The sequence below is a fragment of the Bradyrhizobium sp. WBAH42 genome, assembly GCF_024585265.1.
In the GTDB taxonomy this organism is placed as follows: domain Bacteria; phylum Pseudomonadota; class Alphaproteobacteria; order Rhizobiales; family Xanthobacteraceae; genus Bradyrhizobium.
Map to the genome: position 1 here is coordinate 2508982 of NZ_CP036533.1, position 12779 is coordinate 2521760.

The 12779-nt window shown below is 65.9% G+C and carries 12 protein-coding genes and 1 other RNA gene; 5 read left to right on the forward strand and 8 right to left on the reverse strand.

The features are described from left to right. Positions 1-82 precede the first annotated feature (82 nt). From DCG74_RS11690 to tkt, 8 genes are all read right to left on the reverse strand, one after another. Positions 83-868, reverse strand: coding sequence for an inositol monophosphatase family protein (locus DCG74_RS11690; protein ID WP_172784847.1), 786 nt, complete (start codon positions 866-868; stop codon positions 83-85). A gap of 85 nt (positions 869-953) precedes the next feature. Further along, complete coding sequence (locus tag DCG74_RS11695; protein ID WP_172784846.1) at positions 954-2027, reverse strand: tetratricopeptide repeat protein; 1074 nt, start codon at positions 2025-2027, stop codon at positions 954-956. 8 nt (positions 2028-2035) lie between these two features. Next, entirely contained in the window at positions 2036-2755 is a 720-nt protein-coding gene (locus tag DCG74_RS11700) for a thiamine phosphate synthase (protein WP_172784845.1), read from the reverse strand. Positions 2756-2758: 3 nt separating this feature from the next. Continuing rightward, complete coding sequence (locus DCG74_RS11705) at positions 2759-3784, reverse strand: class I fructose-bisphosphate aldolase (protein WP_172784844.1); 1026 nt, start codon at positions 3782-3784, stop codon at positions 2759-2761. Positions 3785-4045: 261 nt separating this feature from the next. Beyond that, a complete protein-coding gene (fba, locus tag DCG74_RS11710; RefSeq protein ID WP_172784843.1) occupies positions 4046-5113 on the reverse strand; it encodes a class II fructose-bisphosphate aldolase in 1068 nt (355 codons plus the stop codon). A 41-nt stretch (positions 5114-5154) separates the two neighbouring features. Continuing rightward, positions 5155-6351 carry a phosphoglycerate kinase gene (pgk, locus tag DCG74_RS11715; RefSeq protein ID WP_172784842.1) on the reverse strand — a complete coding sequence of 399 codons (1197 nt, stop codon included), beginning with the start codon at positions 6349-6351 and terminating at the stop codon, positions 5155-5157. A 147-nt stretch (positions 6352-6498) separates the two neighbouring features. Then, positions 6499-7506 carry a type I glyceraldehyde-3-phosphate dehydrogenase gene (gene gap / locus DCG74_RS11720; RefSeq protein ID WP_172784841.1) on the reverse strand — a complete coding sequence of 336 codons (1008 nt, stop codon included), beginning with the start codon at positions 7504-7506 and terminating at the stop codon, positions 6499-6501. 148 nt (positions 7507-7654) lie between these two features. Further along, positions 7655-9640, reverse strand: a complete 1986-nt coding sequence (gene tkt / locus DCG74_RS11725; RefSeq protein ID WP_172784840.1) for a transketolase — start codon at positions 9638-9640, stop codon at positions 7655-7657. A gap of 371 nt (positions 9641-10011) precedes the next feature. Between tkt and DCG74_RS11730 the strand changes: the two genes are divergently transcribed. The 5 genes from DCG74_RS11730 to DCG74_RS11750 all read left to right on the forward strand — a co-directional run bounded on the left by DCG74_RS11730 (position 10012) and on the right by DCG74_RS11750 (position 12747). Further along, the gene (locus DCG74_RS11730) at positions 10012-10332 is read left to right on the forward strand and encodes a DUF4164 domain-containing protein (protein WP_020608063.1); all 321 of its coding nucleotides are present in this window, start codon (positions 10012-10014) and stop codon (positions 10330-10332) included. Continuing rightward, positions 10329-10712, forward strand: coding sequence for a cell division protein ZapA (locus tag DCG74_RS11735; RefSeq protein WP_035998340.1), 384 nt, complete (start codon positions 10329-10331; stop codon positions 10710-10712). The genes DCG74_RS11730 and DCG74_RS11735 overlap by 4 nt, the downstream gene beginning before the upstream one ends. Before the next feature lie 294 nt (positions 10713-11006). Next, a non-coding RNA gene (gene ssrS, locus DCG74_RS11740) (6S RNA) lies at positions 11007-11167 on the forward strand. 181 nt (positions 11168-11348) lie between these two features. Then, on the forward strand, positions 11349-11945 hold the full coding sequence (locus DCG74_RS11745; RefSeq protein WP_172784839.1) for a 5-formyltetrahydrofolate cyclo-ligase: 597 nt from the start codon (positions 11349-11351) through the stop codon (positions 11943-11945). Further along, positions 11923-12747, forward strand: a complete 825-nt coding sequence (locus DCG74_RS11750; RefSeq protein ID WP_172784838.1) for a TIGR00282 family metallophosphoesterase — start codon at positions 11923-11925, stop codon at positions 12745-12747. The genes DCG74_RS11745 and DCG74_RS11750 overlap by 23 nt, the downstream gene beginning before the upstream one ends. The last annotated feature ends 32 nt before the right edge of the window (positions 12748-12779 follow it).

The window sequence follows — 12779 nt, forward strand, 5'->3', positions numbered from 1 at the left end:
CGGAATCCATCAAGCCGCAATCACAGTCGATGAATGGATTCCGGGCCCGCCGAGAGGCGCGTCCCGGAATGACGAGCGGAGATTACCTCCGCAAAATCTTCACCAGCTCCCCGTGCACGTACTCATTGCCGCACACGACGTGCCCCGTGACCAGAGGGTCGCCCGGCGTGGCGATATCGCTCACGGTGCCGCCGGCTTCGCGCACCATCAGCATACCGGCGGCGATATCCCAGGATTGCAAATCGCGCTCCCAATAGCCGTCGAGGCGGCCGGCGGCGACGAAGGCGAGATCGAGCGAGGCGGCGCCGAAGCGGCGGAGGCCGGCGACGCGGTCCTGGATCGCGGTCATCTCGCGGCGGAATTCCTCGTGATCGCCGCGGCCGATATGGGGCAGGCCGCAGGCCACCACGCATTCGCTCAGCTGGCGGCGGCCGGCGACGCGCAGGCGCTGGTCGTTGAGGAAGGCGCCCTTGCCGCGCTCGGCGATGTAGAGCTCGTCATTGGCGGGGTTGTAGATCACGCCCGCGATCACGGTGCCTTCGCGGGCGAGGCCGATCGAGATGGCGAATTGCGGGATGCCGTGCAGGAAGTTGGTGGTGCCGTCCAAGGGATCGACGATCCAGGTGTGGCTCTTGTCGGTGCCCTCGCGCTGTCCCCCTTCCTCGCCGATGAAGCCGTAGCCGGGGCGGGCCTTGGCGAGGTCCTGGTAGAGGATCTCCTCGGCGCGCTTGTCGGCGAGCGAGACGAAATTGGCCGGCCCCTTCAGCGAGACCTGGAGATGCTCGATCTCGCCGAGATCGCGCTTGAGGCTGCGGCCGGCGCGGCGCGCGGCCTTGACCATGACGTTGATAGTGGCGGAATACAGCATGTGCTTCTGGTCTTGATCGGGGAGAGGGGCGCGGAAACACGCCTGTTTGGGGGACTGGGTGCCCCGTGAGGGGCCCCGCGTCAAGTCATTTGGACCCGAGCCACTTCCTGGCGGCGGCCTCGGCCTTGGCGCGGTCATCGGCCGGCAGATCGGAGAGCTGCTTGTCGAGCTCGGGGTCGCCCTTGCCTGATGTCTTGGCCACCAGGTGCCATTTGAAGCCCTCGATCTTGTCCACGGGCGTGCCCACGCCGTTGATCAGCACCCATGCGAGGCGGTTCTGCGCGATCGCGCTGCCTTGGCGGGAGGCCTTGCGGAGCAGGGCGACGGCGGCCGGCTGGTTCTTCGGCGTGCCGGTGCCGTTGAACATCGCGATGGCGTATTCGACCTCGGCATCGACATTGTCGGCGAGCGAGGCGGCCTGCAGCAGCCGCACCGCGCGCTCGGGGTCCTTCGGCACGCCGGTGCCTTCCTTGTAGAAGGTCGCGAGCGCGTATTGCGCTTCGGGCAGGCCTGCATCGGCGGCCTGGCGCAGCAGCTCCGCCGAACGCCTGATGTCCTGCGGCAGCGTCTGGCCGTCCAGATAGAGCAGAGCGAGGTTATAGGCCGCCTTGGGCTCGCCGAGCTTGGCGGCGGAGGCCATCAGCTTGACTGCCTCGTTTTTGTCGACCGGGCCGCCGCGGCCGGAAATGCGCAGCATGGCGAGCGCGAACATCGCCTCGCGATCGCCGGAATCGGCGGCGCGCTTGTACCATTCGGCCGCTTTCGCGTAATCGCGCCTTATGCCCATGGCGTTGGAATAGAGCTCGCCGAGCATGGTCATCGCCTTGGCATCGCCCCCTTGCGCCCGCGCGGTGGCGAGCTCGAACGCCGTCTTGTACTGGCCGCGCTGATAGGCGCCGAACACCAGATCGACGTTGGGATCGTCGGACGGCGGCGCGGGGATCACGGTTGCCGGCTTGGGCGAGGCGGACGGCTTTGGAGATGAAGAGGGCTTCGGCGCCGGCGCGGCCTCCTTCTTCTTGGCCGGCGCGGGCGGCTTCGGCTTCTGCTTCTCTGCCGGTGCGCTCGGCGTCGTCGCCGGCGGGTTGATCTGCAGCTGCGCGGCCGCAGGGACGGTCAGCAGCAGCGTGGCCAGCATGGTGATGCACGGGAGCTTCATGTCGGGCGCTAGCCGTGCTCCTGGCGCGCAGGATCTTGGCTCGCAGGATCTTGGCTCGCAGGATCTTGGCCGGCCAGCGCCGTCGCATGGGCCTTCTTGATCGCGGCATCGACCTCGATCAACGCGGCCTTGGGGCCGCGCGGATCGGCCCAGATGAAGTCGCCGACCAGCACGAAATCGGCGCCGCTGAGGGCGAAGTCGTGGGCTTCGTCCAGCGAAATGGCAAAGCCGACGCAGGGCGGCTCGAACAGCTCGGCCCACCAGTCCAGCCGCTCGGCGATCGCCTGCGCCGAGGGACGCTGGCCTTTCGCATCGGGCTCGCCGAACAGCAAATAATCCGCGCCCATCTCGCCCGCATCCATGGAATGGTGCCGCGTCGTCAGCCCGCCGACACCGGCGATGCGATCTGGCTTGAGCGACGGCAGCGCCTCCTTCAGCGCGGCGATGCCGGGCAGGTGCGCGCCGTCGGCGCCGCCGCGCGCGACGATATCAGGGTGGCCGTCGACGAGGAGTGCCGCGCCCGCCTTCTGCACCGGCGGCGCCAATGCCTTGACGCGCGAGGTCATGCTGCGCTGATCGGTTTCCTTCAGCCGCAGCAGCACGGCGGCGACGTCGGCGGACGCGATCAGCTCGGGCAGCGCGGCGACCAGCGTCGCGGGATCATCGACGACGGGCGTCGCGAGATAGAGACGCGGCGCCGGGCGCGGCGGAAGCGGTTTGTTCGACAAGGTCTAGGCTGCCTTCTGTTCCAGGCTGCTTTGCCATTCGCCCTTGGAGGCGAGGCCGTTCATGCGCGCGCGATGGCTGAAGGCGCGCTGGCCGGCCGCGACGTTCTCAGGCCTCCCGGACCAGGCCTTCTGCGGCGCGGCCTGCAGCGCGCGGCCATAGGAGAAGGTCAGGCCCCAGGGCAGCGGACCGAGCTTGTGCATGGCGTTGAGATGCGCGGTTGCCTCCTCGTCCGACTGGCCGCCGGAGAGGAAGGCGATGCCTGGCACCGCCGCCGGCACGCAGGCCTTCAGCAGCCGGATCGTCTTCTCCGCGACCTCCTCGACGGAGGCCTGCTTTGCGCATTTCTTGCCAGAGATCGCCATGTTCGGCTTCAGCACCATGCCTTCGAGCGCGACGCGCTGGACGCGCAATTCCTGGAAGGTCTTGTTGAGCACGCGTTGCGTCACCTCATAGCAGCGGTCGATGTCGTGGTCGCCGTCCATCAGCACCTCCGGCTCGACGATCGGCACGATCTGCGCGGCCTGGCACAGCGCGGCATAACGGCCCAGCGCGTGGGCATTGACGCTGATCGCGGTCATCGAGGGGATGCCGCTGCCGATGTCGATCACCGCGCGCCATTTGGCGAAGCGCGCGCCGCGCTCGTGATATTTCTTCAGGCGCTCGGCGAGCTTGTCGAGCCCGACGGTGACGAGCTCACCCGGGCACATCGGTAAGCCTTGCGTGCCTTCGTCGACCTTGATGCCGGGAATGGCGCCAGCCTGCTCGATCAGCTTGACCAGCGGCGTGCCGTCCTTGGCATTCTGCCAGATCGTCTCGTCATAGAGGATCACGCCCGAGATGTATTGGCTCATGGCGTCCTTGGAGCGAAACAGCATCTCGCGATAGTCGCGGCGGTTCTCTTCCGTCGATTCCACGCCGATTGCGTCAAAGCGCTTCTTGATGGTGCCGGAGGATTCGTCGGCGGCAAGGATGCCCTTGCCCGGCGCGACCATGGCGGTCGCGATTCTGTTGAGCTCAGTCAGATTCATCGAGAGGTCCTCCCAAAACGATTCTGCCCTTGCCCGTGAAAATAGACCGTTCTCGGGCAATTGCCGAGTTATCGTTCGTCGCAGGGTAAAGGGGGGGAGGGAATGTCGTGCCACAAAAAGACTGTCATTCCGGGATGCGCCGGAAGGCGCAGGCCCGGAATCCATAACCCCAGGCTGTGGTTATGGATTCCGGGCTCGCCGCTCTGCGGCGCCCCGGAATGACGGAGAGAGGTGCACTGGTTTACGCCACCTCGCGATCGCTTACGCGACGCGGGGGTCCAGCTCGCCCTTGGCGTAGCGCTTGGCCATCTCGGCGGTGGTCAGCACCTTCTTGATCTTGGAGGCCTGGCCTGCGGTGTTGAACTCCTGCAGGCGCTGCTTGCACAGCTTGGTCATCGCCTCCATCGCCGGCTTCAGGTACTTGCGCGGATCGAACTCTTCCGGGTTGTCCTTCAGCACTTTGCGGATCTGGCCGGTCATGGCCATGCGGTTGTCGGTGTCGATGTTGATCTTGCGCACGCCGTTCTTGATGCCGCGCTGGATCTCGGCCACCGGCACGCCCCAGGTCGGCTTCATCTTGCCGCCATAGGCGTTGATGATGTCCTGCAGGTCCTGCGGCACCGAGGAGGAGCCGTGCATGACGAGATGCATGTTCGGCAGCTTGCGGTGGATCTCCTCGATCACGTTCATGGCGAGGATGTCGCCGTCGGGCTTGCGGGTGAATTTGTAAGCACCGTGCGAGGTGCCCATCGCGATCGCGAGCGCGTCGACCTTGGTCTCCTGGACGAACTTCACGGCCTCGTCCGGATTGGTCAGGAGCTGGTCGTGGCTGAGCTTGCCTTCGGCGCCGTGGCCGTCTTCCTTGTCGCCCATGCCGGTTTCGAGCGAGCCGAGCACCCCGAGCTCACCCTCGACCGAGATGCCGCCGAGATGGGCCATGTCGGTCACCGTCTTGGTGACGCCGACATTGTAGCCCCAGTCGCCGGGGGTCTTGCCGTCGGCCTTGAGCGAGCCGTCCATCATGACGGAGGTGAAGCCGGCCTGGATCGCGGTCATGCAGGTCGCCGGCTCGTTGCCGTGGTCGAGATGCACGCAGACCGGGATGTGCGGATAGATTTCGGTCACCGCGTCCATCATGTGCTTGAGCATGACGTCGTTGGCGTAGGAGCGCGCGCCGCGCGAGGCCTGGATGATGACGGGCGCGTCGACCTGGTTGGCCGCGTCCATGATCGCCAGCGCCTGCTCCATATTGTTGATGTTGAAGGCCGGTACGCCGTAATCGTTCTCCGCCGCGTGGTCGAGCAATTGACGTAACGTGATCCGAGCCATCTGTCTTTGTCTCCCGTTGGGGGCCTGCAAGGGCCGCTTGATTACTTGCTACGCAGAACTTCAACGCCGGGCAGGGGCTTGCCTTCCATCCATTCAAGGAACGCGCCACCGGCCGTCGACACATAGGTGAAGTCACTGGCCACGTGGGCCTGGTTGAGCGCGGCGACGGTGTCGCCGCCGCCCGCGATCGAGATCAGCTTCTTGGCCTTGGTGCGCTCGGCGGCGTGCTTGGCGGCCGCGACCGTGCCGCGGTCGAACGGCTGCATCTCGAACGCGCCCAGCGGTCCGTTCCAGACCAGCGTCGCCGCATCGTCGATCGCGGCGTGGACGCGCGCAATCGATTGCGGGCCGACGTCGAGGATCATGCCGTCGGTCGGGATCGCGTCGAGCCCATAGGCATGCGACGGCGCGTTGGCGGCGAAGTGGTAGGCGACGGTGGCGTCGACAGGGAGGATGATGGCGCAATTGGCGGCGTCAGCCTTCTCCATGATGCGCAGCGCGGTCGGTGCGAGATCCTTCTCGGCCAGCGACTTGCCGACCGCAACGCCCTGCGCGTGCAGGAAGGTGTTGGCCATGCCGCCGCCGATCACGAGCGCGTCGACCTTGGTCACGAGGTTTTCCAAGAGGTCGATCTTGGTCGAGACCTTGGCGCCGCCGATGATGGCGATGACAGGCTTGGTCGGCGAGCCCAGCGCCTTCTCCAGCGCGTCCAGCTCGGCCTGCATGGTGCGGCCGGCATAGGCCGGCAGCTTGTGGCCGAGGCCTTCGGTCGAGGCGTGGGCGCGGTGCGCGGCCGAGAACGCGTCATTGACCCAGATGTCGCCGAGCTTAGCGAGCTCCGCGACGAAGCCGGGATCGTTCTTTTCTTCCTCTTTGTGGAAGCGGGTGTTTTCCAGACACAGGATGTCGCCGTCCTTCAGGTCGGCAACCGCCTTGGCCGCGGGCTCGCCGATGCAATCCTCGGCAAACGCAACGGGCTTCTTCACCACCTTCGCCAGCGCCTCGGCGACGGCCCTCAGCGAGTCCTTGGCGTCGCGGCCCTTCGGCCGGCCGAAATGCGCGAGCAGGATGACCTTGCCGCCCTTGTCCGCGATCTCGGTGATGGTCGGCGCAACGCGCTCGAGCCGGGTGGCGTCGGTGACGCGCCCGTTCTCCATGGGCACGTTGAGGTCGACGCGCAGCAGCACGCGCTTGCCCTTCACGTCGACGTCATCGAGGGTACGGAATTTGTTGGTCATCTCTCTTGTCCCCGGCGCTGCGATAGCAGCGGAGCGATGCGCTGCAGAACCGGGACCCACATGACAGCGAGTCCCGCGGTTGAATGGGTCCCGGCTCTGCGGAGCAGCGCTGAGGCGCTGCACCGCGTCCGGGACACGAGACCCCGATCAGATCACCTTCGCCAGCGCGACGGCGGTGTCCGCCATGCGGTTCGAGAAGCCCCACTCGTTGTCGTACCAGGACATCACGCGCACCAACGTGCCGTTCTGCACCTTGGTCTGGTCCTCGTGGAAGGTCGAGGAGTGCGGGTCGTGGTTGAAGTCGATCGAGACGTTGGGCGCGCTGGTGTAGCCGAGGATGCCCTTGAGCTGCTGCTCGCTGGCGCGCTTCATCGCCGCGTTGACTTCCTTGGCGTCGGTTGAGCGCTTGGCGACGATCTTGAGGTCGACGACCGAGACGTTCGGGGTCGGCACGCGGATCGCGACGCCGTCGAGCTTGCCCTTCAGCTCGGGCAGCACGAGGCCGATCGCTTTCGCGGCACCGGTCGAGGTCGGGATCATCGACATCGCAGCGGCGCGGCCGCGGTAGAGATCCTTGTGCAGCGTGTCCAGCGTCGGCTGGTCGCCGGTATAGGCGTGGATCGTGGTCATGAAGCCGGTCTCGATGCCGACGAGATCGTTCAGCACCTTGGCAACCGGCGCAAGGCAGTTGGTGGTGCAGCTGCCGTTGGAGACGACCAGATGATCCTTGGTCAGCGTGTCGTGGTTGACGCCGTATACGATGGTGGCGTCGGCGCCGTCGGCGGGGGCGGAGACCAGCACGCGCTTGGCGCCGGCGGTCAGATGCGCGCTAGCCTTGTCCTTCGAGGTGAAGATGCCGGTGCATTCCAGCGCGATGTCGACGCCGAGATCCTTCCAGGGCAGCTTCGAGGGATCGCGCTCGGCGGTCACCTTGATCTTGCCGTTGCCGAGGCTGATGGAATCGCCATCGACGGTGACGGTGCCGGGGAAGCGGCCATGGACGCTGTCGAAGCGGAGGAGATGGGCGTTGGTCTCGACCGGGCCGAGGTCGTTGATGCCGACGACCTCGATATCCTTGCGGCCTGACTCGGCGATAGCCCGCAGGACGTTGCGGCCGATGCGGCCAAAACCGTTAATTCCGACGCGGACTACCATGTTTCGTCTCCTTCAATGACCGTTGTCATCCCGCACAACGCGCTATACGCGCCTGCGAGGGTTTTTTAGGGGCGGACGCCCGGTTCGGCCGGGCGGTGCTTGATCATATGGGAGATTAGGTAGTCCTTTTTTGCGGCAAGCTCAACTCTCAGGAAACGCGCTTCAGCACAGCGTTAACCGCGGCCTCGGCGGTAATGCCGAAATGCTTGTAAAGCTCCTTTGCGGGGCCGCTTTCGCCGAACGAATGCATGCCGATGAATTCGCCATCCTGGCCGATCACGGCATCCCAGCCCCAGCGCACCGCGGCCTCGATCGCAATCTTCACCGGCGCGTCGCCGATGATGGCGGCGCGCTTCGCCTCTGGTTGCGCTAACAACAGCTCGAGCGAGGGAACGGAGACAACGCGCGAGGCGACGCCGCGTTCCGCCAGCTGCTTCTGGGCCGCAACCGCGATCTCGACCTCGGAGCCGGAGGCGAACAGCGTCGCCTTGGCTTCGCCCTGGGCGGCGACCAGTTCATAGGCACCGGCCGCGCAAGGGTTATCGTTCGGTGCGGTGGTCCGCAGCTGCGGCAGGTTCTGCCGTGTGAGCGCCAGCACGGTCGGGCCGTCGACGCGGTTGAGCGCGAGCTCCCAGCACTCGGCGACTTCCATCGCATCGCAGGGACGGAACACGCGCATGTTGGGAATGGCTCTGAGCGCAGCGAGATGCTCGACCGGCTGATGGGTCGGGCCGTCTTCGCCGAGGCCGATCGAGTCATGGGTCATGACGTAAACGACGCCGGAGCCCATCAAGGCGGCAAGGCGCATTGCAGGCCGCGCGTAATCGGTGAACACCAGGAAGGTCGCGCCATTCGGCGCGAAGCCGCCATGCAGGAAAATTCCGTTCATCGCGGCGGCCATGCCGTGCTCGCGGATGCCGTAATGGATGAAGCGGCCCTTCGGCGTCTTGGCCGAGAAGGCGGTCGCGGACTTCGCCTTGTTGTTGTTGGAGCCGGTGAGGTCGGCCGAGCCGGCGAGGAATTCCATCGGCATGGCGCCGGCGATGACTTCGATCACGGCTTCCGAGGATTTGCGGGTTGCCGCAATCATCGGCTTTTCCAGCAGCTCCTTCTTGTAAGCGCGCACGGCCTTTGCCAGCGAGGCCGGACGCTCATGACGCAGGCGGCGCTCGAACTCGGCGCGCTTGCGGCTGCCGAGTTCGCCGAGGCGTGCTTCCCATTCCTGCCGCGCCGCGGCGCCGCGGTCGCCGGCTGCGCGCCAGGCCTTCAGCACGTCGTCGGCGACCGCGAACGGCTCGAGCGCGATGCCGAGATTTTCCTTGGCGGCCTTGAGCTCGTCGGCCCCGAGCGCCTCGCCATGCACCTTCGAGGTGCCGGCCTTGTTCGGCGCGCCGAAGCCGATCGTGGTGCGGCAGGCGATCAGCGTCGGCTTGCTGGATTTCTTCGCGCGCGTGATGGCGTCGGCGATCGCGGCCTGGTCCTGGCCGTCGATCTTCTCGGCGGCCCAGCCCGCCGACTTGAAGCGCTTCACCTGGTCGACGGAATCGGCGATCGAGGTCGGGCCGTCGATCGAGATGCCGTTGTCGTCGTAGAGCACGATCAGCTTGTTGAGCTTCCAGTGCCCGGCCATCGCGATCGCTTCCTGCGATACGCCTTCCATCAGGTCGCCGTCGGAGGCGAGCACATAGGTGTGGTGGTCGACGATCTTCTTGCCGAACTCGGCCGCCAGCATCTTCTCGGCCAGCGCCATGCCGACCGCGGTCGAGATGCCCTGGCCGAGCGGGCCGGTGGTGGTCTCGATGCCGTTGGTGCGGAAGTTCTCGGGGTGGCCGGGGGTCAGCGAGTCGACCTGGCGGAACTGCTTGATCTGGTCCAGCGTCATCTCGGCATTGCCGGTGAGATACAGCAGCGAATAGAGCAGCATCGAGCCGTGTCCGGCCGAGAGCACGAAGCGGTCGCGGTCCGGCCAGGCGGGCGCGGCGGCATCGAATTTCAGGAACTGCGTGAACAGCACGGTGGCGATGTCGGCGGCGCCCATCGGCAGGCCGGGATGGCCCGATTTCGCCTTCTCGACAGCGTCCATCGAAAGGCCGCGGATCGCGTTGGCCATACGGGTGTGATCGACCTGCGTCATGTCTGAAAATCCGTCTGAAAAGAGGCGCTTGGCGGTGGTTGCCCGCGCGGGGAGGAGCCTGGCGGCCACTGAAGGTCGGGGCTGGGATAGCACCTCGGTTCCGGGAGTCCAAGGCAATCAAACGCCGGTTTGGCCGCAAAAGTTGCCCGTGTGGACATCGGTTTCCGCTCGGATCGCGCCGGGCGGAATGGACGAATCAGCACGACGTCATCCCGATAGATCGGTGCATAGTTTTGCGGCGGCGTTGCGCTTGGCTAGCTTGCCACGTAAATTTCTGCTTCTAACCGCTTGCCGAACCGAGTCTTTTGCCGGACGGCAAGCTCCAGGGAAAGGCCACTGGGCAAAGGCCGCCAGGTTCCGCCGCTAGCTGCATGAACGATCGCGTATCCAACAGTTCCGCCATGACGGAGTCTTCCGCCGTCGAGATCGAGATTGCGACCCGCAGACTGATGGCGGCGCTCGACGCGCTCGAAAGTGCGGTGGAGCGGCGGCGCGACGCCGATCGCGACGAGAACGAGCTTGCGGCGCGAATCCAGGCGCTCGGCGCGGATCGCTCGCGTCTTGCCGACGAGCTCGACGGTGCGCTGGTGAAGGCACGCAAGCTCGAGCGCACCAATCGCGAGATCTCCGACCGGCTGGATTCCGCGATCGTCACGATACGCTCGGTGCTCGATACCGGAGAGGACGGATGAGCCACATCAACGTCACCATCAATGGCCGGCAATACCGCATGGCCTGCGAGGAGGGCCAGGAGGTGCGGCTGCTCAAGCTCGCCGAAACGCTGGAGACGCGTATCCAGTCGCTGCGCGGAAAATTCGGCGAGATCGGCGATGCGCGGCTCACCGTGATGGCCGCGCTGACCGTCTGCGACGAGCTGATCGACACCACCAACCGCGTCCGCACCCTCGAGCAGGAATTGACCGAGCTCAGGGATTTCCGCAACGCCGCCGTCGAGCGCGCCCGCATGACGCAGACCGCGGTCGTCAACGCGCTCAATGCCGCCGCCGAGCGCATCGAAAAGTCGACGCAGGTGCTGAACCGGACGGTAGGCAACGGCATCGCGATCGGCTGAAGCTCTTCGGAAGACTCGACCAAATTGTTAGGCTCGACGGGGCCGCGCGCCTTACCCTCCCCTGGAGGGGGAGGGTCGATCGCGCGCAGCGCGAGCGGGGTGGGGTGATCTCTCCCCACGGGCACTGTTCGAGTGGAGAGACCGTCACCCCCACCCCGTCTCACATTTCGCTGCGCTCCATGTGAGCCGACCCACGGGCGAGCTTCGCTCGTCCCGGACCCCTCCAGGGGAGGGTAAGAAAGCGCCCCGCTCGTCGCACTGGCGATTCGTCAGTATCGTTGTTACATTGGCCGCGCGAGGCTGCGACGTGCGTCAGGAGCCATATATCCCCGGGGCCTTATCGATCCTTTAGGGAACTGTCCCTGGCCGGGCCCGTGGGCTCGGACATATGGTGCCCACCTACTTTCGTAGGGAACTCCGGGATCGAGTGCTTCAACGGCGTCCGCGGCTTCGCACTTTTGTTTGCTTGGTTGCCTGTCGATTCGTGCCTGTCGAAATGACTGCGGCAAATCAGTAGGTGTCATGCCCCGCGCAGGCGGGGCATCCAGTATGCCGCGGCCTTTGTGTGAATCACCACTGCCTCTGGAATACTGGATCACCCGCATTCGCGGGTGATGACGTGGGGGACCAAAGCGCATGTCGAACTCCAAAGCCGAGCTCCGAGCCAAGGCCCTCGCCAAGCGCGATGCGCTGAGCGAGAAGAAGCGCGCCACTGCCGCCACAAAGCTCGCCAAGCGCGGGCTGCCGTTCACGCTGCTGCCGGGCAGCATCGTCTCCGGCTATTCGCCGATCCGCAGCGAGATCGATCCGATGCCGCTGCTCACGAAGCTCGCGGAAGAGGGCGCCAGGCTGGCGCTGCCCTGCGTCACCGCGCGCGGCCAGTCGCTGATCTTCCGTCTCTTCCATCCGAACGACCGCCTGATGCTCGGCCCGCTCGGCATTCCCGAGCCGTCGCCGGCCGCCGCCGAAGTGATCCCCGACATCATGCTGACGCCGCTCGCCGCCTTCGACCGCCTCGGCCATCGCATCGGTTATGGCGCGGGCCATTACGATTTCACCTTCGCGCATTTGCGCAAAGCCAAGCACATCGTCGGCATCGGCCTTGCGTTTGCAGCGCAGGAGATCGAGGCGGTTCCGGCACTATCCCACGACGTGGCGCTGGATTATGTGCTAACGGAATCGGACGTGTTCGATTTCCGGAGTTCTGAAGTTGCGAATTCTCTTCGTGGGTGATGTCGTCGGCCGTAGCGGGCGCGAGGCCGTCTCCGAATATCTGCCCGGCATGGTCAAGGACTGGTCGCTCGATCTCGTCGTCGTCAACGGCGAGAATTCGGCCGGCGGCTTCGGCATCACGGAAGCGATCTACCAGGAGTTTCTCGAGGCCGGCGCCGATGCGGTGACGCTCGGCAATCACTCCTGGGACCAGCGCGAGGCCCTCGTCTTCATCGAGCGCGCCGACCGCCTCGTGCGCCCCGCCAACTATCCGCGCGGCACGCCCGGCCGCGGCGCCGCCTTGGTCGAGACCAAGAACGGCAAGCACGCCCTCGTCGTCAACGCGCTGGGCCGCGTTTTCATGACCCCGTTCGACGATCCATTCGCCGCACTCGAGCGCGAGTTGGGGGCCTGTCCGCTCGGTGTGGCCGCCGACGCCATCGTCGTCGATTTCCATTGCGAGGCGAGCAGCGAGAAGCAGGGCATCGGCTTCTTCTGCGACGGCCGCGCCAGCCTCGTCGTCGGCACCCACACGCACGTGCCGACCGCCGACCACCAGATCCTCGCAGGCGGCACCGCCTACATGACCGACGCCGGCATGACCGGCGATTACGATTCCATCATCGGCATGCAGAAGGAAGAACCGCTGCGCCGGTTCACATCAGGAATTCCGTCGAGCCGCTTCGAGCCCGCCGCAGGCGCCGCGACGCTCAGCGGCGTTGCGGTGGAGACGGATGATGCGACGGGGCTCGCGCTGAAGGTCGCCCCGGTGCGCGTCGGTGGAAGGCTGGAGCCGACAACGCCGAAGTTCTGGTTGAGCTAGCTGGCGCGATGAATTCCGCTGCACTTTCCTTG